The sequence below is a fragment of the Citrobacter sp. MGH104 genome (genome assembly GCF_001034485.1).
Classification (GTDB): domain Bacteria; phylum Pseudomonadota; class Gammaproteobacteria; order Enterobacterales; family Enterobacteriaceae; genus Citrobacter; species Citrobacter freundii.
In genome coordinates this window covers 3,052,157-3,073,235 of sequence record NZ_KQ089818.1, presented here as the reverse complement: position 1 = coordinate 3,073,235, position 21,079 = coordinate 3,052,157, and the positions used below count along the sequence as shown (strand labels likewise).

Sequence of the window (21,079 nt, the reverse complement as noted above, 5' to 3'; positions counted from 1 at the left end):
GTGATGCAGGCCGAAATCCTTCTTACGCTGAAACTTCAGCAAAAACTGTTTGCTGATCCCCGTCGCATTTCTCTGCTTAAGCACATTGCGCTTTCCGGTTCCATCAGTCAGGGCGCGAAGGATGCAGGTATCAGCTACAAAAGCGCCTGGGATGCGATTAACGAAATGAACCAGCTCAGCGAGCAGACGCTGGTTGAACGTGCCACAGGCGGTAAAGGCGGCGGTGGCGCGGTGTTAACGCGCTATGGCCAACGTTTAATCCAGTTATATGATTTACTGGCGCAAATCCAACAAAAAGCTTTTGATGTTTTGAGCGATGACGATGCGCTACCGCTCAACAGCCTGCTGGCAGCTATCTCGCGTTTTTCACTGCAAACCAGCGCCCGTAACCAGTGGTTTGGCACCATTACCGCTCGCGACCACGATCAGGTCCAGCAGCATGTTGACGTCCTGCTGGCCGATGGCGAAACGCGCCTGAAAGTGGCAATCACTGCGCAAAGCGGCGAGCGTCTGGGTCTTGAGGAAGGCAAAGAAGTACTGATTCTGCTGAAAGCGCCGTGGGTGGGAATCACTCAGGACGACGCTATCGCTCAGGCTGCCGATAACCAGTTGCAGGGCACGATTAGCCATATTGAACGCGGTGCGGAACAGTGTGAAGTGCTGATGACGTTGCCAGATGGCCAGACGCTCTGCGCGACGTTGCCGATAGATCAGACCCACACATTAACTGAAGGCGCTAACGTCACAGCATATTTTAATGCTGATAGAGTGATTATCGCCACGCTGTGCTGAGTTGATTGACATCAGCCCGAAGAACACGTATCCCTGTTATTCATCGCTGCAAATAATGGGATACAAAATGTCATCGTTGCAAATTTCGCAAGGCATGTTTCGTCTTAGCGACACAAAAACGCTCCAGTTAGATGCGTTGACGTTAAACGCGGGTGATAGCTGGGCGTTTGTTGGCTTTAATGGTAGCGGGAAATCTGCGCTGGCCCGCGCGCTGGCGGGCGAGTTGCCGCTCCTGAAAGGCGAACGCCGCTGCCAGTTCACACGTATTACCCGACTCTCCTTTGAGCAGCTCCAAAAGCTGGTCAGCGACGAGTGGCAGCGGAACAACACCGATCTTCTTAGTCCCGGTGAAGACGACACAGGGCGCACCACCGCAGAAATCATTCAGGATGAGGTCAACGATCCCGCCCGCTGCGCTGCGCTGGCGCAGCAGTTTGGCATTTCAGCCCTACTCAACAGGCGTTTCAAATACCTTTCCACCGGTGAAACACGCAAAACTCTGCTCTGCCAGGCATTAATGTCCACGCCAGATTTGCTGATCCTTGATGAACCCTTTGACGGGCTGGACGTCGCGTCCCGCCGCCAGTTAGCAGAACTGCTCGATGAGCTGCACCAGGCCGGCTTAACGCTGGTACTGGTGCTTAATCGCTTTGATGAAATTCCCGAATTCGTGCAGTTTGCCGGCGTGCTTGCCGATTGCACACTGACGGAAACCGGCGCAAAAATCGACCTTCTGCAACAGGCATTAATCGCTCAGCTTGCCCATAGCGAGCGGCTGGAAGGCATCCAGTTACCTGAGCCGGATGAGCCTTCAGTACGCCACACATTGTCAGATAACGAGCCGCGCATTGTGCTTAACGATGGCACCGTCTCGTATAACGATCGCCCTATCCTGCATCATCTGAGCTGGCGGGTAAATCCGGGGGAACACTGGCAAATCGTCGGCCCCAACGGTGCGGGGAAATCAACCCTGCTCAGTTTAATCACCGGCGATCATCCCCAGGGATATAGCAACGACCTGACCCTGTTTGGCCGACGCCGGGGCAGCGGTGAAACTATCTGGGATATCAAAAAACACATTGGCTATGTCAGCAGCAGCCTGCATTTGGATTACCGGGTAAGTACAACAGTTCGCAACGTTATTCTCTCCGGTTATTTCGATTCAATCGGCATTTATCAGGCCGTCTCCGACAGGCAGCACAAGCTGGTACAGCAGTGGCTGGATATTCTTGGCATCGATAAACGTACCGCGGATGCGCCATTTCATAGTCTTTCCTGGGGACAACAGCGGCTGGCATTGATTGTTCGTGCTCTGGTGAAACATCCTACATTGCTGATCCTCGATGAACCCTTGCAAGGATTAGATCCGCTCAACCGCCAACTGATCCGTCGGTTTGTGGATGTCCTGATCGGTGAAGGCGAAACTCAGCTTTTGTTCGTCTCTCATCACGCCGAAGATGCCCCGGCCTGCATTACCCATCGGCTAGAGTTTGTACCCGAGGGAGATATCTACGGCTATCGACAAACTTCTCTGCGTTAATTTTCATGCCAGGGCGTTTATCACGCCCTTTTTTCTGCTTTTTTTTCAGACAATCGCTGTAATAACAACCTAACATAATGATTTATAATAAATTAACTAGCAGCGTCGAGTGAAAACCCTGGAGTGTAAACGATTCCACTAATTTATTCCGTGTCACACTTTTCGCATCTTTGTTATGCTATGGTTATTGCATACCATAGGCTTAACGGAGCGAATTATGAGAGTATTGGTTACAGGTGGTAGCGGTTACATTGGAAGCCACACTTGCGTGCAGTTGCTGAAAAACGGTCACGAGGTGGTGATCCTGGATAATCTCTGCAACAGCAAGCGCAGCGTACTGCCCGTCATTGAGCGTTTAGGCGGCAAGCATCCGACCTTCGTGGAAGGAGACATCCGTAACGAAGCGCTGATAACCGAAATTCTGCACGATCATGCCATTGATACGGTCATCCATTTTGCCGGTTTAAAAGCCGTTGGAGAATCCGTTGCCAAGCCGCTGGAGTACTATGACAACAACGTCAACGGCACTCTGCGTCTGGTGAATGCAATGCGCGCAGCCAACGTGAAAAACTTTATTTTCAGCTCCTCCGCGACCGTCTATGGCGATCAGCCGCAAATTCCTTACGTTGAAAGCTTCCCCACCGGCACGCCACAAAGTCCGTACGGCAAAAGCAAGCTGATGGTGGAACAGATCCTGACCGATCTGCAAAAAGCTCAGCCCGACTGGAGCATTGCCCTGCTGCGCTACTTTAACCCTGTTGGCGCTCATCCGTCAGGAGATATGGGGGAAGATCCGCAAGGTATTCCAAACAACCTGATGCCTTACATCGCGCAGGTTGCCGTTGGCCGCCGCGAGTCTCTTGCCATATTTGGCAATGACTACCCTACTGAAGATGGCACCGGCGTACGCGACTACATCCATGTGATGGATCTCGCCGACGGCCACGTTGCCGCCATGGAAAAACTGGCAGGCATTCAGGGTGTGCATATTTATAACCTCGGTGCAGGCATCGGCAGCAGCGTGCTGGACGTGGTCCACGCCTTCAGCAAAGCCTGTGGTAAACCGGTGAATTACCACTTCGCCCCGCGCCGTGAAGGCGATCTTCCGGCCTACTGGGCTGATGCCAGCAAAGCCGATCGCGAGCTCAACTGGCGCGTGACCCGCACATTGGATGAAATGGCACAAGATACCTGGCACTGGCAGTCACGCCACCCACAGGGATATTCGGATTAAGGACCAATCATGACGCAATTCAATCCTGTCGATCATCCACACCGCCGTTTTAACCCGCTCACCGGGCAGTGGATCCTCGTATCACCGCATCGCGCCAAACGCCCGTGGCAAGGGGCGCAGGAAACTCCGTCTAAGCAGGTACTACCTGCACATGACCCGGACTGCTTCCTGTGCGCTGGCAATACGCGCGTTACCGGCGACAAAAACCCGGATTACACCGGGACCTATGTCTTTACCAATGACTTTGCGGCGCTGATGTCCGATACCCCCGACGCGCCGGACAGTCACGATCCGTTGATGCGCTGCCAGAGCGCGCGCGGTACCAGCCGCGTGATTTGCTTCTCACCCGATCACAGCAAAACGTTGCCGGAACTCAGCGTCCCTGCACTGACAGAAATCGTAAAAACGTGGCAGGAGCAGACCGAAGACTTAGGGAAAACCTATCCCTGGGTGCAGGTATTTGAGAATAAAGGCGCAGCGATGGGGTGCTCGAACCCGCACCCACACGGACAAATTTGGGCCAACAGCTTTTTGCCTAACGAAGCCGAACGTGAAGATCGCCTGCAGAAAGCGTACTTCGCCGAACAAGGCGCGCCAATGCTCGTTGATTACGTCCAGAGAGAACTGGCGGACGGCAGTCGTACGGTCGTAGAAACCGAGCACTGGCTGGCGGTTGTGCCTTACTGGGCCGCGTGGCCGTTCGAAACGCTGCTGCTGCCGAAAGCGCATGTGCTGCGTATTACCGATTTGAGCGACGAACAGCGTGCTGACCTGGCGCTGGCGTTGAAAAAACTGACCAGTCGTTACGACAATCTGTTCCAGTGTTCATTCCCCTACTCCATGGGCTGGCACGGCGCACCGTTTAACGGTGAAGAAAACCAACACTGGCAGTTGCATGCACACTTTTATCCGCCGCTGCTGCGTTCCGCGACTGTGCGTAAATTTATGGTCGGATATGAAATGCTGGCAGAAACCCAGCGCGACCTGACGGCAGAACAAGCGGCTGAACGACTGCGTGCGGTCAGCGACATCCATTTTCGCGAATCCGGAGTTTAAATAATGAGTCTGAAAGAAAAAACACAATCTCTGTTTGCAGAAACATTTGGCTACCCTGCCACCCATACTATTCAGGCACCGGGTCGTGTAAACCTGATCGGCGAACATACCGATTATAACGACGGCTTCGTTCTGCCTTGCGCCATCGACTATCAAACCGTTATCAGTTGTGCGGCACGCGACGATCGAAAAGTCCGCGTGATCGCCGCTGATTACGACAATCAGATTGATGAGTTCTCGCTTGATGCGCCGATTATCGCCCACGACAGCCAGCAGTGGTCAAACTACGTGCGTGGCGTAGTGAAACATCTGCAAAAGCGCAATAACACCTTTGGCGGCGCTGATCTGGTGATCAGCGGTAACGTCCCACAGGGCGCGGGGTTAAGTTCTTCTGCCTCGCTGGAAGTCGCTGTGGGTACGGTATTCCAGCAGCTCTATCATCTGCCGCTCGACGGCGCGCAGATTGCCCTGAACGGTCAGGAAGCTGAAAACCAGTTTGTCGGCTGTAACTGCGGCATTATGGATCAGTTGATCTCGGCACTTGGTAAGAAAGATCATGCGCTACTGATCGACTGCCGAACGCTTGGCACCAAAGCAGTTTCTATGCCTGAGGGCGTAGCGGTGGTGATCATCAACAGTAACTTTAAACGTACGCTGGTCGGTAGCGAATACAACACCCGTCGCGAACAGTGTGAAACCGGCGCGCGTTTCTTCCAGCAGCCAGCGCTGCGTGATGTTAACCTTGAAGCGTTTAACGCCGTCGCCCACGAATTGGATCCGATCGTCGCCAAACGCGTTCGCCACGTGATCACGGAAAATGCGCGTACCGTTGAAGCAGCACAGGCGCTGGAAAAAGGCGACCTGCTGCGTATGGGCCAACTGATGGCGGAATCTCACGCCTCAATGCGCGATGACTTTGAAATTACCGTGCCGCAAATTGATACGCTGGTTGAGATTGTCAAAGCGACCATTGGCGATAAAGGCGGTGTACGCATGACCGGCGGCGGCTTCGGCGGCTGTATAGTGGCGCTGATCCCGCAAGATTTGGTGCCTGCCGTACAGCAAGCTGTCGCTGAGCAGTACGAAGCAAAAACTGGAATTAAAGAAACATTCTACGTCTGCAAACCTTCTCAAGGAGCCGGACAATGTTAAACGAAATCCCCGTGCAGGCTCCGGACGGTCAGCCGTTTCGCCTGCTCACCCTGCGCAATGACGCAGGGATGGTGGTCACGCTGATGGACTGGGGCGCGACCCTACTCTCTGCGCGTATTCCGCTCAGCGATGATAGCGTGCGCGAAGCATTACTCGGTTGTGCCAGCCCGGAACAATACCCGGGACAGGCTGCATTTCTGGGGGCCTCGATTGGTCGCTACGCTAACCGTATCGCCAACAGCCGCTATACATTTGCTGGCGAAACCGTTGAATTAATACCAAGTCAGGGCGACAACCAGCTGCACGGCGGGCCGGACGGTTTTGACAAACGTCGCTGGCAGATAGTCAATCAAAATGACCGCCAGGTGCTGTTCGCCTTAACGTCTGACGATGGCGATCAGGGCTTCCCTGGCCATCTTTGCGCTACCGTGCAGTATCGCCTGACTGACGATAATCGTATTTCGATAACCTACCGCGCCACGGTCGATAAGCCCTGCCCGGTGAATCTGACGAATCACGTTTATTTCAACCTCGACGGTGACAAAACGGATGTGCGCCAACACAAGCTGCAAATCCTCGCCGACGAGTACTTGCCGGTTGATGAAATGGGCATCCCGCACGACGGACTGAAATCCGTCGCTGGTAGCACTTTCGATTTCCGTACGCCTAAGATCATCAGCAGTGAATTTCTTGCCGATGACGATCAGCGCAAGGTAAAAGGTTACGATCACGCCTTCCTGCTCCAGGCACAGGGCAATACGCATACGCCGGTCGCTCGACTGTGGTCCCAGGATGAAAAACTGCAGATGGAGGTCTACACCTCCGCCCCGGCATTACAGTTTTATTCCGGGAATTTCCTCGGCGGTACGCCATCCCGTGGTCCTGATGCCTACGCCGACTGGCAAGGTCTGGCACTGGAAAGCGAGTTCCTGCCGGACAGCCCGAACCATCCGGAATGGCCGCAGCCAGACTGCTTCCTGCGTCCTGGTGAAGAGTACGCCAGCGTGACGGAATACCGGTTTATTCCAGCTTAATTGTTCCCCCCTCCCAGGCCCGATGACGTAACGTATCGGGCCTGTTGCTTGTTTATCACAGTAGAACCGCTCAAATCCCCACCGTTCAAAGACAAAATCGCAACCTTGAGTTCACAAGAACCTTACACTGTGGCGCTATTTTCGCTATGGTTATGCGTAAGGATTGCCGCTGACGCATTACGGCAATATAATGAGAATTATTATCATTAAATATGATTTATAGGAGTGAGTGTATGGCTGTAACTAAGCTGGTTCTGGTACGTCACGGTGAAAGTCAGTGGAACAACGAGAACCGTTTTACCGGTTGGTATGACGTTGATCTGTCCGAGAAAGGTGTGGGCGAAGCAAAAGCGGCAGGTAAACTGCTGAAAGAGGAAGGCTACAGCTTCGATTTTGCTTATACCTCTGTGCTGAAACGTGCCATTCACACCCTGTGGAACGTACTGGACGAACTGGATCAGGCCTGGCTGCCAGTTGAGAAATCCTGGAAACTGAACGAACGTCATTACGGCGCGTTGCAGGGTCTGAACAAAGCTGAAACCGCTGAAAAATACGGTGACGAGCAGGTTAAACAATGGCGTCGCGGCTTTGCGGTAACGCCACCGGAACTGACCAAAGATGACGAGCGTTATCCGGGTCACGATCCGCGTTATGCGAAACTGACCGACAAAGAGTTACCGGTTACCGAAAGCCTGGCGCTGACCATCGATCGCGTTATCCCCTACTGGAACGAAACTATTCTGCCGCGCATGAAAAGCGGTGAGCGTGTGATTATCGCCGCTCACGGTAACTCTCTGCGTGCGCTGGTTAAATACCTGGATAACATGGGCGAAGATGAGATCCTTGAACTGAACATTCCGACCGGCGTACCGCTGGTATATGAGTTCGACGAAAACTTCAAACCGATCAAACACTACTATCTGGGTAACGCTGACGAGATCGCCGCAAAAGCTGCGGCCGTTGCGAACCAGGGTAAAGCGAAGTAATTTCTTCGCGACACATAAAAAAGCGCGGATTATCCGCGCTTTTTTATTTTTCTGGAAGGCTAACGTTTTAACCGCGACGCGCTTTTACCGCATCCGCCAACTGGCGCAGCACCGCATCGGTGTCTTCCCAGCCAATGCAGGCGTCGGTGATGCTCTTACCGTAGGTCAGCGGCTCGCCGCTATCCGGGTTCTGATTACCCTCGACCAGATGGCTTTCGATCATCACGCCAATAATCGCTTTTTCTCCACCAGCGACTTGTCCGCAAACGTCTTTCGCAACATCCATCTGCTTTTTGAACTGCTTGCAGGAGTTGGCATGGCTAAAGTCGATCATCACTTGTGCAGAGAGCCCTGCTTTGATCAGACCTTCTTTCACGTCGGCAACGTGCTGAGCGCTGTAGTTAGGTTCTTTGCCGCCGCGCAAAATAATATGGCAATCGCCGTTACCGCTGGTATTCACGATCGCTGAATGACCCCATTTGGTCACAGACAGGAAGCAGTGTGGCGCCCCTGCTGCGTTGATTGCATCAATCGCAACTTTGATCGTGCCATCGGTACCGTTTTTAAAACCAACCGGGCAAGACAGACCTGATGCCAGCTCGCGGTGTACTTGAGACTCGGTGGTACGAGCCCCAATCGCGCCCCAGCTCATCAGATCGGCAAGGTATTGCGGCGTGATCATATCGAGGAACTCACCCGCAGCCGGCAATCCGCTATCGTTGATATCCAGCAGCAATTTACGTGCAATGCGCAGCCCATCGTTGATTTGGAAGCTGTTGTCCATGTGCGGATCGTTGATAAGCCCTTTCCAGCCGACGGTGGTTCGCGGTTTTTCAAAATAGACGCGCATGACAATTTCAAGCTCGCCTTTTAACTCTTCGCGCAGCGCCAGCAGGCGGGCGGCGTACTCTTTAGCGGCTGCCGGATCATGAATAGAGCACGGCCCAATCACCACTAACAGGCGATCATCGCTCCCTTTCAGAATTTTATGAATCGCCTTACGGGCATGAGCCACCGTGTTTGCGGCATTTTCAGTAGCGGGGAATTTTTCCAGCAATGCGACTGGCGGTAATAACTCGTTGATCTCTTTAATGCGTAAATCGTCGTTCTGATAATTCATGATTATTCCAGCGTTGCCATACTTATATAAATGAATGCAATCCCTCCAATCTATATCTTCAGTCATAAAGTGTAAACGGGGTTTTACACTTTGGACGGATTAATCCTGGAATTGGCCAAAAAAACACAATAAAGTAGCGAAAAACGAGATCCAACCTACAATTTATAACTGTAACAGCTTTAATTTTCATAAATTTCAAGATTCTATGCTGGGTTTAATTTCTCAGACAAAACTATTAACCACATATTGATGATGTAACTGGCACATGCACTGTTGGAAGACGTTATCCGACATATCGACCATAACAGGAGCATATTATGCATATGACAAAGCTGGCTTCACTCTTTCTTACCGCTACACTCAGCCTCGCCAGCGGCGCGGCGCTGGCTGCTGAAACCAATACGCAGTCCAATAACGGCCAGGCAAATTCCTCGGCGGATGCCGGTCAGGTCGCCCCAGACGCACGCGAAAACGTGGCACCAAATAACGTCGACAACAGTAACGTGAATTCGGGTGGCACAATGCTGCACCCGAACGGTTCATCAATGAACCATGAAGGGATGACCAAAGACGAGATGCACAAGAACACCATGTGTAAGGACGGTCGCTGCCCTGATGTGAATAAGAAGGTTGAGACCGGAAACGGCATTAATAATGATGCCGAGACAAAAACTGATGGCACTACGCAGTAACGCTGAAAATAAAGCTAATAACGGGAGAGCAATAGCTCTCCTTTTTAATTTTATCATCCCAAAAACGGTATGATGGCATACAGTAAAGATGAGAATAACAAAGGGATGGCATAATGGCGCACTCGCATACTCATAATTCCTCTGAGCAACCCAAGGACAATAATGCCCGCCGCTTGATGTTTGCATTCTGCATTACAGCCGGATTTATGTTGGTTGAAGTGGTAGGTGGAATACTTTCAGGTTCACTGGCCTTATTGGCTGATGCCGGGCATATGCTCACTGATGCCGCAGCGCTCCTTTTCGCGCTGCTGGCCGTCCGGTTTTCCCATCGACCGCCTACAATACGACACACCTTCGGCTGGCTGAGGCTCACGACACTGGCCGCGTTTGTTAATGCCATCGCATTGGTCGTGATCACCATTTTAATCGTCTGGGAAGCCATTGAGCGCTTCCATACGCCCCGCCCCGTAGCAGGCGGTATGATGATGGTTATAGCTGTCGCGGGTTTACTCGCTAACGTGCTGGCTTTTTGGGTTCTACACCGCGGCAGTGAGGAGAAAAACCTGAACGTCCGCGCCGCGGCACTACATGTGATGGGCGATTTACTCGGCTCGGTCGGGGCGATCATCGCTGCGCTTATTATTATCTGGACGGGCTGGACGCCTGCGGACCCAATTCTTTCGATTCTGGTTTCCGTGCTGGTACTGCGCAGCGCCTGGCGACTGTTAAAGGATAGCGTTAACGAATTACTGGAAGGTGCCCCGCTGACGCTGGATATTGCCGCACTGCAGCGCCATCTCAGCCGGGATATCCCCGAAGTCCGCAATGTACACCATGTCCATGTCTGGATGGTGGGTGAAAAACCGGTAATGACTCTGCATGTGCAGGTGATCCCGCCGCACGATCATGATGCCCTGCTGGAACGTATTCAGCATTTCCTTATCCATCACTACCAGATTGAACACGCGACGATCCAGATGGAGTATCAGCCGTGCAATGGGCCGGACTGCCACCTGTACCAAGGCGTGTCCGGCCATTCACATCATCACCATTAATGGGACAGCGCGCGGGAACCCCGCTCACGCGCGCTGTTAATCCACATCCTGCTACCATTCAGGGCGATAACCGTCAGGATCATATACTCCAGCGACATGGCATATACGCCTTGTAGGGCGAAAATCACTACGCTTATTACGTTAATGATCACCCACAGCAGCCAGTTTTCGACGTATTTGCGCGTCATCAGGATCATCGCCGCAATCGACAACACCATCATGCAGGAGTCCCAGAACGGGAATGCATCGGGTTGCAACTCAGGCACAACAACCTGTAATCCTAATGCCTGCATAATGTTCACCGCAATGCGGGTCAGGAACGCAAAAACCGGATCGATATAGACCGACATCAGACCGATCGCTACCACGCAAGCCGCCAGCCAGCCGATCGCTTTTGGTAACGGCAGCCAGCGAATTTTCAGTTCCGCTTCATGCTGGTTAGTTTGCCTGGACCAGGCATACCAGCCGTAGATGTTGGCGGCAAAGAAGAAAACTTGCAGCAACAGGCTTGCATAGAGCTGGATCTGAAAGAAGATAATCGCAAACAGCGTGACGTTTATCAGGCCGAAGAAGTAATTGCTTATTTTCTCAAGGCTCGCCAGACCAATACACAGCAACCCGGCGATCGTCCCCACAGCTTCGATCCACGACAGATCGTAACCGCCAGCGCCAATCGGAATATGTACCAGAATATTCTGCGTGCTAAAAAAGTCCATCTTTTCCCCCAGAGCAAAAAAATTAATTAAGCTCGAAGTGTAGCCGCAAATTCCAACATGCGGTTTAACGGTAACAACGCCCCTTCTCGCAGCGCAGCATCAACATGTATCTCATGAGCCGCTCCGCCTTGTTCCAGGCCCTCAGCAATCGCCTTGAGGCCGTTCATCGCCATCCACGGACAATGCGCACAGCTGCGACAGGTTGCCCCCTCGCCAGCCGTCGGCGCTTCAAGCAATTCTTTATCCGGAACGGCCTGCTGCATTTTGTAAAAAATGCCCCGGTCAGTCGCCACAATCAGTTGTTGATGCGGTAACGATTTAGCTGCGTTGATTAACTGGCTGGTTGAGCCAACCGCATCGGCCATATCAACGATAGACTGAGGGGACTCCGGGTGCACCAACACCGCAGCATCAGGGTAAAGCCCCTTCATGCGTGTTAAAGCCTGAATTTTAAATTCGTCGTGGACGATACAGGCCCCCTGCCAACAAAGAACGTCTGCACCGGTCTGTTTTTGCACGTAGTTGCCCAGATGTCTGTCCGGAGCCCAGATGATCTTTTCACCTAAACTATCAAGATGCTCAATAAGTTCTACCGCGATACTGGACGTGACAACCCAGTCCGCCCGCGCTTTAACGGCAGCGGAGGTATTGGCGTAAACCACCACAGTACGATCAGGATGCGCATCGCAAAACGCGCTGAAAGCATCAATCGGGCAACCCAGATCTAATGAACATTCCGCCTGTAAGGTCGGCATCAGGATGGTCTTTTCCGGGCTGAGGATTTTGGCGGTTTCCCCCATAAACCTCACTCCTGCAACCAACAGCGTAGAGGCAGAATGTTTTGAGCCGAACCGCGCCATCTCCAGAGAATCAGAAATACAGCCACCGGTCTCTTCGGCCAATTGCTGAATTTCAGGATCGGTGTAATAGTGCGCGACCATAACGGCATCACGCTCTTTCAACAGGCGCTTGATTTTTTCACGATAAAATTGCTTTTCATCCACACTCAGCGGGGCTGGCTTCGGCGGAAACGGATAAATTGCTGCTTCTGGATCAAACATCACGCTCATCTTGCTTTCTCGTTTTACTAGCTTAACGAAATAACCGATTAAAAGCGTGACGCACGCCGTATTCGGTTAGATTTGTTTTATATGCTAAACAAGATAGCGGATTGGCGTAAGAAAGTCACAATAATTGCGTGTGATGAATGCCGGATGGCGACTGACGTCTTATCCGGCCTACGTGAATAGTGTCGTCTGTAGGACTGATAAGCGAAGCGCATCAGGCAAGCAGGTTCGAATCGTTAATTCTGCGCATAGCAAAAAAGCGCCTTTAGGGCGCCTTTTTACACTGGTGGGGCGTGCAGGATGACTCGCTACGCTCGCCCTTCGGGCCATCGCCGTAAACGGCTCCGTTGTCTCACTTCGTTCGACCCGAACCTGCTGCAGATTCGAATCATGAAATCCTGCGCATAGCAAAAAAGCGCCTTTAGGGCGCTTTTTTACACTGGTGGGGCGTGCAGGATTCGAACCTGCGACCAATTGATTAAAAGTCAACTGCTCTACCAACTGAGCTAACGCCCCCTTATGGGGTTTACTTCTTTATACTTTCAGGATGGTGGGTCGTGCAGGATGACTCGGCTTTGCCTCGCCCTACGGGCCGTTGCTTACGCAACGTTATCCTTCACGTTTTACAATCGCGTTCCACCTTAGCGATTGGTGGGTCGTGCAGGATTCGAACCTGCGACCAATTGATTAAAAGTCAACTGCTCTACCAACTGAGCTAACGCCCCGAGTGGTGGGTGATGACGGGATCGAACCGCCGACCCCCTCCTTGTAAGGGAGGTGCTCTCCCAGCTGAGCTAATCACCCGATACTACGCTGGATACTACTTACTAACTGAGTTAGTGGTGGGTCGTGCAGGATGACTCGACTTCGTCTCGCCCTACGGGCCGTTGCTTACGCAACGTTATCCTTCACGTTTTACAATCGCGTTCCACCTTAGCGATTGGTGGGTCGTGCAGGATTCGAACCTGCGACCAATTGATTAAAAGTCAACTGCTCTACCAACTGAGCTAACGACCCGCTCGGGTATAACCTGAAAATTTTTACTCGGTACCACCAATAAATTGGTGGGGCGTGCAGGATTCGAACCTGCGACCAATTGATTAAAAGTCAACTGCTCTACCAACTGAGCTAACGACCCACTTTTTTTGCCGCTTTCGGGCTGTTTGATATCCCTTGGCAACGGCGGCATATATTACTGATTTCAGATTTTAGCGCAACAAAAATTTCGATGTAAATAACTCAACTGCTTAGGAATCACACGACGCGACCAGAATTAACACGATTTCTGGTCGCATGGTGTTCATTACATCGCGCCAAGGCGTTTTTGCGCTTGTTTCGCGCCATCAGTGCCAGGGTATTTAGTGATAACCTGCTGATAAACGGCTTTAGCTTTTGCTGTGTCACCTTTGTCCTGCATGATGACGCCGACTTTATACATCGCGTCTGCAGCCTTTGGTGATTTCGGGAAGTTTTTAACTACTGAAGCAAAATAGAACGCTGCATCATCTTTTTTCCCCTTGTTGTAATTCAACTGACCCAGCCAGTAATTCGCATTTGGCAGGTAAGTCGAGTCTGGGTACTTTTTGATGAAGTTCTGAAATGCTTCAATCGCATCATCCTGGCGGGATTTATCCTGCACCAGAGCAATGGCCGCATTGTAATCAGTGTTCGCATCGCCAGTCTGCGCCGGGGCTCCTGCCGCTGCGCCCGCATCAGGCGTAGGGGTTGCTGCTGCCCCACTCTGATCGCTACCTGCAGACTGCGCCGCAGGCGCACTACCGCTGCCAAGATTATTAATCTGCAACAATATTTGCTTCTGGCGTTCAACAACCTGGTTCAACTGATACTGATTTTCCTGAATTTGACCACGCAGGGAATCAATATCGGACTGATTATCGGAGAGTTGTTGCTGGAGTTGGGTTAAAAGCTGACTGTGAGCGTTAGAAATACGCTCGAGTTGAGTGACACGGTCTTCGACCGAGCCTGAGCCGACACTACTGATTGGCGCCTGAGCAAAAGCGGCCCAAGGGGCCGCTATGCCAACCAGTAACGACAGACTCAACAGATGATGTCTGAAGTTACTGCTCATGCAATTCTCTTAGTAAACCAGTACGGCGCGACGGTTTTTGGCGTAAGCCGCTTCGTCATGACCCAGTACTGCAGGTTTTTCTTTACCGTAAGAAACGATGGAGATCTGGTCAGCAGAAACGCCTTTACCCTGCAGGTACATCTTAACGGCGTTCGCACGACGCTCACCCAGGGAGATGTTGTACTCAGGAGTACCACGTTCGTCCGCATGACCTTCTACGGTGACTTTGTAAGACGGGTTGCTACGCAGGAAGTTAGCGTGAGCATCCAGCATTGCAGCGAAATCAGAACGGATATCGTACTTGTCCAGATCGAAGTAAACGATGTTGTTCTGCTGCAGCTGTTGCATCTGAAGACGCGCTTGCTCTTCAGAAGACATGTTGCCGCTGCCGTTTGCATCCATACCAGTGCCGGCACCCAGCATGCCTTCGCTGCCGTCATTGCTGGCGTTCTTGTTAGAAGAACACGCTGCAATAGCCATAACAGGCAGAGCAATCATCAGCCCTTTCAGCACTTTGTTCAGTTGCATTTCAATGATTCCTTTATTAATCAATTATTTATTATCACAGATACGGCGACCAGGCAGGGAATTTAACCTGTCCATCAGTTGCCGGAAGACGCGCTTTGAAACGCCCATCTGTAGAAACCAAATTCAGCACGGATCCCATCCCCTGAGAAGAGCTGTAGATTACCATAGTGCCGTTAGGTGCCAGACTTGGCGTTTCGTCCAGGAACGTTGACGACAGAACTTGTACGCCACCCGCTACCAGATCTTGTTTGGCAATGTGCTGCTGACCGTTGGCCGAACTTACCATTACCATAAATTTACCGTCGCTGCTCACATCCGCATCCTGGTTTTGCGAACCTTCCCAGGTAATGCGCTGCGGAGCACCGCCGTTGACGTTAACTTTATATACCTGCGGACGACCGGCCTGGTCAGATGTAAAGGCCAGGTTTTGGCTGTCCGGGAACCAGGTCGGTTCCGTGTTGTTGCTACGACCATCCGTCACCTGACGGATCTGACCGGAACCAATGTCCATGACATACAGGTTCAGGCTACCGGTTTTAGACAGGGCAAACGCCAGTTTGCTGCCATCCGGAGAAAACGCAGGCGCACCGTTGTGACGTGGGAACGACGCTACCTGACGAACCGCGCCATTAGACAACGTCTGAATAACCAGTGCAGAACGACCACTCTCGAAGGTTACGTACGCCAGTTTTGAACCGTCCGGAGACCACGCCGGAGACATCAGCGGCTGCGGAGAACGGTGTACCACGAACTGGTTGTAACCATCGTAGTCGGACACACGTAATTCGTACGGGAACTGACCACCGTTGGTCTGAACAACATAAGCGATACGGGTACGGAATGCACCTTTAATGCCGGTCAGTTTTTCAAACACTTCGTCACTTGCAGTATGCCCCGCGTAACGCAGCCACTGCTTGTTCACTTTATAAGTGTTCTGTGCCAGTACGGTACCCGGTGCGCCACCGGTGTCAACCAGCTGATAGGCAACGCTGTAAGAACCATCCGGGTTCGGCGTAACCTGGCCGACGACTACGGAATCAATGCCCAGCGCAGACCAAGCGGCAGGTTGAACTTCCTGCGCGGTACCAGGCTGCTGAGGCAGACGAGAACGGTCTAACGGGTTAAATTTACCGCTGTTACGCAGGTCAGCACCTACGATACCACCGATATCTTCAGGTGCAGCACCCGGTCCTGCCCACTGGAAGGGGACAACACCAATCGGGCGCGCCGAGTCCACCCCCTGGGTGATCTCGATACGTACTTCTGCGTGCAGCACCGCTGCCCACAGCATCAGAAAACCAAATGCTACTCGTAATGCCTGCTTCATCATATCTCCCTTATCTGGACGGAAAGCCCACGATAATTTAGCAGAATGTTAACAAACTCAAATACACAAAACTACCACAACTCAGTATCAACCTTAGACCGTTTCCCCTGATTTCTCAGGGGTCGTTATTACAGTTTGAAGTCCAGTTTGGCATCTTTTACTTTTTCATAAACTGCCTGGCTAGGCGGTTTAGGAATTCTGGCGGTTTTCGCAGCCGTCAGCGCAGCCTGACACAATGCTGGATCCCCACCCTCTTCGGTCACATCCAGTAACAGACCATCGGGTGCTAACTTGATATGTAATACGCAAGATTTACCTGCATACAAATCTGCACCATACAGACGGCTCTGGATCGCATTACGAATTTGAGATGCGTAAGCACTGATATCAGCACCAGATGCACCGCCATTGGCACCACTTGTACCACTATCTTTCGCCGGTTGGCCGTTTCCTTTCGCTCCACCGCCCGATTTCGGTGCATTCTTACCGGAGCTCAGGTCACCCAACAAGTCGTCAACGCCAGAGGCTGCAGCGGCTTTTTCGGCCGCAGCCTTTTTAGCAGCAGCTGCTTTATCTGCCGCAGCTTTCTTATCGGCAGCGGCTTTCTCGGCTGCAGCTTTTTTGTCTGCTGCTGCTTTTTCCGCTGCGGCTTTCTTATCAGCCGCCGCTTTTTCAGCAGCGGCCGCTTTCGCAGCGGCGGCTTTTTCTGCTTTCTCAGCGGCAGCTTTCTCGGCTGCTGCTTGCTTAGCGGCTTCAGCCTGTGCTTTCTTCGCAGCGTCCGCGGCAGCTTTAGCAGCTTGTGCTTCGGCAACTTTCTTCGCATCAGCAGCGGCTTTAGCAGCTTCCGCCTCAGCTTTTTTCTGTGCGTCCGCAGCGGCTTTCTTCGCGGCATCTGCCGCTTGTTTCGCCTGTGCATCAGCTTTAGCCTTCGCGTCTGCAGCAGCCTTCGCCGCAGCTTCTTCAGCCTGTTTCTGTTGCTCTTGCGCTTTCGCGGCGGCGGCTTCAGCTTGCTTCTGCTGTTCCGCCTGTTCGCGCACTTTTTCCTGCGCGGCTAAGCGTTCTTTTTCCAGCTGCTTCAGTCGCTCTTGCTCAGCTGCCTGTTTCTCGCGAAGTTCTTCAGCTTGCTGCTGCGCCTGCTTTTCACGCTGCTCTTCAGCACGTTTCGCGCTTGCCTGCTGTTGCTGCTGCCTGTCGTACTGTTGCACAACGGCGCCAGGATCGACCATAACGGCGTCGATGGACGAACCGCCACCGCCGCCGGCTGAAGCATCAATGTGCTCATCGAACGAACTCCAGATCAGCGCTGCAAATAAAATGACATGCAGCACCGCTGAAATAATTATCGCCCTTTTGAGCTTGTCGTTTTGTTCGGTTGCCTTTGACACTCTCGGTTCCCAAAAAACTGTTCGCCTGTTACGTGCTATCTTTCAAGCCAGCAAAACGCCGTCATCAGATTGGCTGCGTCATCAAGCCAACCGATTTTACGCCTGCACTGTGTAACAAGTTCAGCGCTTTAATTATTTCATCATAAGGCACGTCTTTCGCACCACCGATTAAAAAGACCGTTTTCGGATTGGTCTGCAGGCGACTTTTCGCTTCCGCGATAACCTGCTCCGGCGGCAGTTGATCCATACGATCTTTCTCAACCACCACGCTGTATTGCCCAATACCGGAAACTTCAATAATGACCGGGGGTTCGTCGTTACTGCTGACGGCTTGCGATTCGGTCGCATCCGGCAGGTCGACTTCCACACTCTGCGTAATGATCGGTGCGGTTGCCATAAAGATCAGCAACAGCACCAGCAGTACGTCGAGCAGCGGTACAATATTGATTTCGGACTTGAGTTCGCGACGACCTCGTCCACGCGTTCTGGCCATGGCTTACCCCTTGTTGCTCTCGCTAACGGTAAACGCCTGGCGGTGCAGAATCGCGGTGAACTCTTCCATAAAGTTGTCGTAATTCAGTTCCAGTTTGTTCACGCGCTGGTTCAGACGGTTGTAGGCCATAACCGCCGGGATTGCCGCAAACAGACCGATAGCCGTTGCAATCAACGCTTCCGCGATACCCGGTGCAACCATTTGCAGCGTCGCCTGTTTTACCGCGCCCAGCGCGATAAATGCGTGCATGATCCCCCAAACGGTACCGAACAGACCGATATACGGGCTGATGGAGCCAACGGTTCCGAGGAATGGAATATGCGTTTCCAGCGTTTCCAGCTCACGGTTCATCGAGATACGCATCGCACGGGAAGCACCCTCAACGACCGCTTCCGGCGCGTGGCTATTTGCCCGATGCAAACGGGCAAATTCTTTGAACCCGCTGTAGAAAATTTGTTCTGAGCCAGCCAAATTATCACGACGCCCCTGGCTTTCCTGGTACAGGCGCGACAATTCAATGCCAGACCAGAACTTGTCTTCAAATGCTTCGGCTTCACGTGAAGCAGCATTAAGAATACGGGTCCGCTGGATAATAATGGCCCAGGATGCGATTGAGAAACCAATCAAAATCAACATGATAAGTTTAACCAGAAGGCTTGCCTTCAGGAACAAATCAAGGATATTCATGTCAGTCACTGCTTAAACTCCGCGACAATAGACTTGGGAAGCGCACGAGGCTTCATTTTGAGTGGATCAACGCAAACAATCAGAACTTCGGCTTCATTCAGCACGGTGTTCTCTGCGTTGACAATGCGTTGCGTGAAAACCAAAGAGGTGCCACGCATTGACGTAATTTCGGTTTGAACTTCGAGCATATCGTCGAGCCGGGCAGGCGCAAAATACTCGAGGGTCATCTTGCGCACCACAAAGGCTACACGTTCAGCCAACAGGACCTGCTGACTGAAGTGATGATGACGCAGCATCTCTGTGCGCGCTCTTTCATAAAAAGCGACGTAGCTGGCGTGGTAAACCACCCCACCGGCATCGGTATCTTCATAGTAGACACGAACCGGCCATCGAAACAGCGTTGTATTCACTTTACATCCCGGTAATGCAACAAAAGGTTAGTGCTTTCAAACTTCGCTACTATACGCGCGGGAATGGTGCTTTGGAATGGGGGAAAGTAAACGGAGAGTAAAAAATTATGGGCTTATGCAAGCCCATAAATATTTAAGGATGTTTCTTATTCAAAAGAAGAAGAAAAACAGACCAACAACGAGGACGATATCCGCGATCAGCGGGCAGAAGATACCCTGCCAGTGTACGGCACGAGGACGAAAGCCAACGCCGTGAATGATGCCTGCGCAGACCGCCCACATCAGCAGAAAACCATGCCAGATTTCAAGCTCACTGGTTTTAGCCGCGAAACGTGACGGATCCCAGAATATGCAGCCGGCCAATACGATTGCCAGCACAAATGAAAGCGCCCGCAAGGGGCGCTTGTCCATCGCGTTGTATAACATCGCGATAATATTGGTCATTAGCTATCTTCTTGTCCGGCTTTGCCTGATTCAACGTGCTCAAGCGCCAGCGCTGTGATTATCCCAAATGCACAGGCAAGAAGCGTTCCCAAAATCCATGCGAAATACCACATTTTAAGCTCCTTACTTAGTACAGAGAGTGGGTGTTGCTTTCAATATCTTCTTTAGTGATGCGACCAAACATCTTCCAGTAACACCAGCCGGTGTACAGCAGAATGATCGGTACAAACACACAAGCTACATACGTCATCAGATTCAGCGTCAGCTGGCTGGACGTTGCATCCCACATGGTCAAACTTGCGTTCATCATGGTGCTGGATGGCATCACAAACGGGAACATTGCGATACCGGCAGTCAAGATGATGCAGGCTAACGTCAGTGAAGAGAAGACGAATGCCCAGGCCCCTTTCTCCATACGAGAAGTCAGAATGGTCAACAGCGGCAGAACCACGCCCAGTGCAGGAACCAGCCACAGGATAGGTGCATTGTTAAAGTTCACCATCCATGCGCCAGCCACGCGAGCCACTTCTTTGGTCAGCGGGTTGGAGGCGGCATGATGATCCAGAGCTGAGGTCACAACATAACCGTCAATACCGTAAATCACCCATACACCGGCCAGCGCGAAGCAGACCAGAGTCACCAGCGCCGCAACCTGTGAAGTTGCACGAGCACGCAGATGCAGTTCACCTACCGTACGCATCTGCAGATAGGTCGCACCCTGGGTGATGATCATCCCAACGCTCACGACACCTGCCAGCAGACCAAACGGATTCAGCAACTGGAAGAAGTTACCGGTGTAGTACAAACGCATGTAGTCATCTACGTGGAACGGAACCCCTTGCAGCAGGTTGCCGAACGCCACGCCAATCACCAGCGGTGGCACGAAGCTACCAATGAAGATGCCCCAGTCCCACATGTTGCGCCAGCGCATGTCTTCAATCTTGGAGCGGTAATCAAAACCGACCGGACGGAAGAACAAAGACGCCAGTACCAGGATCATCGCCACATAGAAACCGGAGAACGCAGCGGCATACACCATCGGCCAGGCAGCGAACAGTGCGCCACCCGCGGTGATAAGCCAAACCTGGTTACCGTCCCAGTGCGGGGCGATGGAGTTAATCATAATTCGACGCTCGGTATCATTACGACCGAGGAAACGGGTGAGCATGCCCACCCCCATGTCGAAGCCATCAGTGACCGCGAAACCAATCAGCAGAATGCCAACCAGCAGCCACCAGATAAAACGCAATACTTCATAATCGATCATTTGAC

Annotated in this window: 22 protein-coding genes, 5 tRNA genes and 1 other RNA gene; 9 read left to right on the top strand and 19 right to left on the bottom strand. The window is 52.2% G+C overall.

What is annotated here, in order from left to right; genetic code table 11:
* Positions 1 to 3 precede the first annotated feature (3 nt).
* The 7 genes from modE to gpmA all read left to right on the top strand — a co-directional run bounded on the left by modE (position 4) and on the right by gpmA (position 7,794).
* Positions 4 to 792, top strand: coding sequence for a molybdenum-dependent transcriptional regulator (gene modE / locus SK34_RS14355; RefSeq protein WP_003023018.1), 789 nt, complete (start codon positions 4 to 6; stop codon positions 790 to 792).
* Positions 793 to 859: 67 nt separating this feature from the next.
* Positions 860 to 2,332, top strand: coding sequence for a molybdate ABC transporter ATP-binding protein ModF (modF, locus tag SK34_RS14350; RefSeq protein WP_048233291.1), 1,473 nt, complete (start codon positions 860 to 862; stop codon positions 2,330 to 2,332).
* Between the two features lie 217 nt (positions 2,333 to 2,549).
* Entirely contained in the window at positions 2,550 to 3,566 is a 1,017-nt protein-coding gene (gene galE, locus SK34_RS14345) for a UDP-glucose 4-epimerase GalE (RefSeq protein WP_003837100.1), read from the top strand.
* Between the two features lie 9 nt (positions 3,567 to 3,575).
* The gene (gene galT, locus SK34_RS14340) at positions 3,576 to 4,622 is read left to right on the top strand and encodes a galactose-1-phosphate uridylyltransferase (RefSeq protein ID WP_003837102.1); all 1,047 of its coding nucleotides are present in this window, start codon (positions 3,576 to 3,578) and stop codon (positions 4,620 to 4,622) included.
* A gap of 3 nt (positions 4,623 to 4,625) precedes the next feature.
* Positions 4,626 to 5,774: a galactokinase gene (gene galK / locus SK34_RS14335; RefSeq protein WP_016149810.1), complete on the top strand. Its 1,149-nt coding sequence runs from the start codon at positions 4,626 to 4,628 to the stop codon at positions 5,772 to 5,774.
* Positions 5,768 to 6,808, top strand: a complete 1,041-nt coding sequence (gene galM / locus SK34_RS14330) for a galactose-1-epimerase (RefSeq protein WP_016149809.1) — start codon at positions 5,768 to 5,770, stop codon at positions 6,806 to 6,808. Before galK ends, galM begins: the two co-directional genes overlap by 7 nt.
* 233 nt (positions 6,809 to 7,041) lie before the next feature.
* On the top strand, positions 7,042 to 7,794 hold the full coding sequence (gene gpmA / locus SK34_RS14325; RefSeq protein ID WP_003022999.1) for a 2,3-diphosphoglycerate-dependent phosphoglycerate mutase: 753 nt from the start codon (positions 7,042 to 7,044) through the stop codon (positions 7,792 to 7,794).
* 67 nt (positions 7,795 to 7,861) lie between these two features.
* On the opposite strand, the gene aroG is transcribed toward gpmA, so the two are convergent.
* Complete coding sequence (gene aroG, locus SK34_RS14320) at positions 7,862 to 8,914, bottom strand: 3-deoxy-7-phosphoheptulonate synthase AroG (RefSeq protein ID WP_003837108.1); 1,053 nt, start codon at positions 8,912 to 8,914, stop codon at positions 7,862 to 7,864.
* A gap of 317 nt (positions 8,915 to 9,231) precedes the next feature.
* Between aroG and SK34_RS14315 the strand changes: the two genes are divergently transcribed.
* Both SK34_RS14315 and zitB read left to right on the top strand, forming a co-directional pair.
* Positions 9,232 to 9,606, top strand: coding sequence for a YbgS-like family protein (locus SK34_RS14315; RefSeq protein ID WP_003022994.1), 375 nt, complete (start codon positions 9,232 to 9,234; stop codon positions 9,604 to 9,606).
* Between the two features lie 113 nt (positions 9,607 to 9,719).
* The gene (zitB, locus tag SK34_RS14310; RefSeq protein ID WP_003022992.1) at positions 9,720 to 10,661 is read left to right on the top strand and encodes a CDF family zinc transporter ZitB; all 942 of its coding nucleotides are present in this window, start codon (positions 9,720 to 9,722) and stop codon (positions 10,659 to 10,661) included.
* Here zitB and pnuC read toward each other — a convergent pair.
* The 18 genes from pnuC to cydB all read right to left on the bottom strand — a co-directional run bounded on the left by pnuC (position 10,658) and on the right by cydB (position 21,074).
* Positions 10,658 to 11,377: a nicotinamide riboside transporter PnuC gene (pnuC, locus tag SK34_RS14305; RefSeq protein WP_003022990.1), complete on the bottom strand. Its 720-nt coding sequence runs from the start codon at positions 11,375 to 11,377 to the stop codon at positions 10,658 to 10,660. The genes zitB and pnuC overlap by 4 nt on opposite strands.
* A gap of 26 nt (positions 11,378 to 11,403) precedes the next feature.
* Positions 11,404 to 12,447 (bottom strand): quinolinate synthase NadA, encoded by a 1,044-nt coding sequence (nadA, locus tag SK34_RS14300; protein ID WP_048233290.1) that lies wholly within the window; start codon positions 12,445 to 12,447, stop codon positions 11,404 to 11,406.
* A gap of 281 nt (positions 12,448 to 12,728) precedes the next feature.
* A non-coding RNA gene (locus tag SK34_RS23915) (RtT sRNA) lies at positions 12,729 to 12,862 on the bottom strand.
* Positions 12,863 to 12,884: 22 nt separating this feature from the next.
* A tRNA-Lys gene (locus SK34_RS14295) sits at positions 12,885 to 12,960 on the bottom strand.
* Between the two features lie 133 nt (positions 12,961 to 13,093).
* Positions 13,094 to 13,169: transfer RNA gene (locus tag SK34_RS14290), tRNA-Lys, on the bottom strand.
* A 3-nt stretch (positions 13,170 to 13,172) separates the two neighbouring features.
* Positions 13,173 to 13,248, bottom strand: a tRNA-Val gene (locus SK34_RS14285).
* 137 nt (positions 13,249 to 13,385) lie between these two features.
* A tRNA-Lys gene (locus SK34_RS14280) sits at positions 13,386 to 13,461 on the bottom strand.
* 45 nt (positions 13,462 to 13,506) lie between these two features.
* Positions 13,507 to 13,582 (bottom strand) — tRNA-Lys (locus SK34_RS14275).
* 165 nt (positions 13,583 to 13,747) lie between these two features.
* Complete coding sequence (gene cpoB / locus SK34_RS14270; RefSeq protein ID WP_044701059.1) at positions 13,748 to 14,533, bottom strand: cell division protein CpoB; 786 nt, start codon at positions 14,531 to 14,533, stop codon at positions 13,748 to 13,750.
* Between the two features lie 9 nt (positions 14,534 to 14,542).
* Positions 14,543 to 15,061 (bottom strand): peptidoglycan-associated lipoprotein Pal, encoded by a 519-nt coding sequence (gene pal, locus SK34_RS14265; protein WP_003022983.1) that lies wholly within the window; start codon positions 15,059 to 15,061, stop codon positions 14,543 to 14,545.
* Between the two features lie 34 nt (positions 15,062 to 15,095).
* Entirely contained in the window at positions 15,096 to 16,388 is a 1,293-nt protein-coding gene (gene tolB / locus SK34_RS14260; protein ID WP_048233289.1) for a Tol-Pal system beta propeller repeat protein TolB, read from the bottom strand.
* Positions 16,389 to 16,516: 128 nt separating this feature from the next.
* Complete coding sequence (gene tolA, locus SK34_RS14255; RefSeq protein ID WP_003022980.1) at positions 16,517 to 17,773, bottom strand: cell envelope integrity protein TolA; 1,257 nt, start codon at positions 17,771 to 17,773, stop codon at positions 16,517 to 16,519.
* Between the two features lie 64 nt (positions 17,774 to 17,837).
* A complete protein-coding gene (gene tolR / locus SK34_RS14250) occupies positions 17,838 to 18,266 on the bottom strand; it encodes a colicin uptake protein TolR (RefSeq protein WP_003022978.1) in 429 nt (142 codons plus the stop codon).
* Positions 18,267 to 18,269: 3 nt separating this feature from the next.
* Positions 18,270 to 18,962 (bottom strand): Tol-Pal system protein TolQ, encoded by a 693-nt coding sequence (gene tolQ / locus SK34_RS14245; RefSeq protein ID WP_003022976.1) that lies wholly within the window; start codon positions 18,960 to 18,962, stop codon positions 18,270 to 18,272.
* Positions 18,959 to 19,363, bottom strand: coding sequence for a tol-pal system-associated acyl-CoA thioesterase (gene ybgC, locus SK34_RS14240; RefSeq protein ID WP_003835413.1), 405 nt, complete (start codon positions 19,361 to 19,363; stop codon positions 18,959 to 18,961). Before ybgC ends, tolQ begins: the two co-directional genes overlap by 4 nt.
* 150 nt (positions 19,364 to 19,513) lie before the next feature.
* The gene (gene ybgE, locus SK34_RS14235; protein ID WP_003022971.1) at positions 19,514 to 19,807 is read right to left on the bottom strand and encodes a cyd operon protein YbgE; all 294 of its coding nucleotides are present in this window, start codon (positions 19,805 to 19,807) and stop codon (positions 19,514 to 19,516) included.
* Entirely contained in the window at positions 19,807 to 19,920 is a 114-nt protein-coding gene (gene cydX, locus SK34_RS23910) for a cytochrome bd-I oxidase subunit CydX (RefSeq protein WP_003022970.1), read from the bottom strand. Before cydX ends, ybgE begins: the two co-directional genes overlap by 1 nt.
* Before the next feature lie 14 nt (positions 19,921 to 19,934).
* Positions 19,935 to 21,074, bottom strand: a complete 1,140-nt coding sequence (cydB, locus tag SK34_RS14230; RefSeq protein WP_003022968.1) for a cytochrome d ubiquinol oxidase subunit II — start codon at positions 21,072 to 21,074, stop codon at positions 19,935 to 19,937.
* Between the last annotated feature and the right edge of the window lie 5 nt (positions 21,075 to 21,079).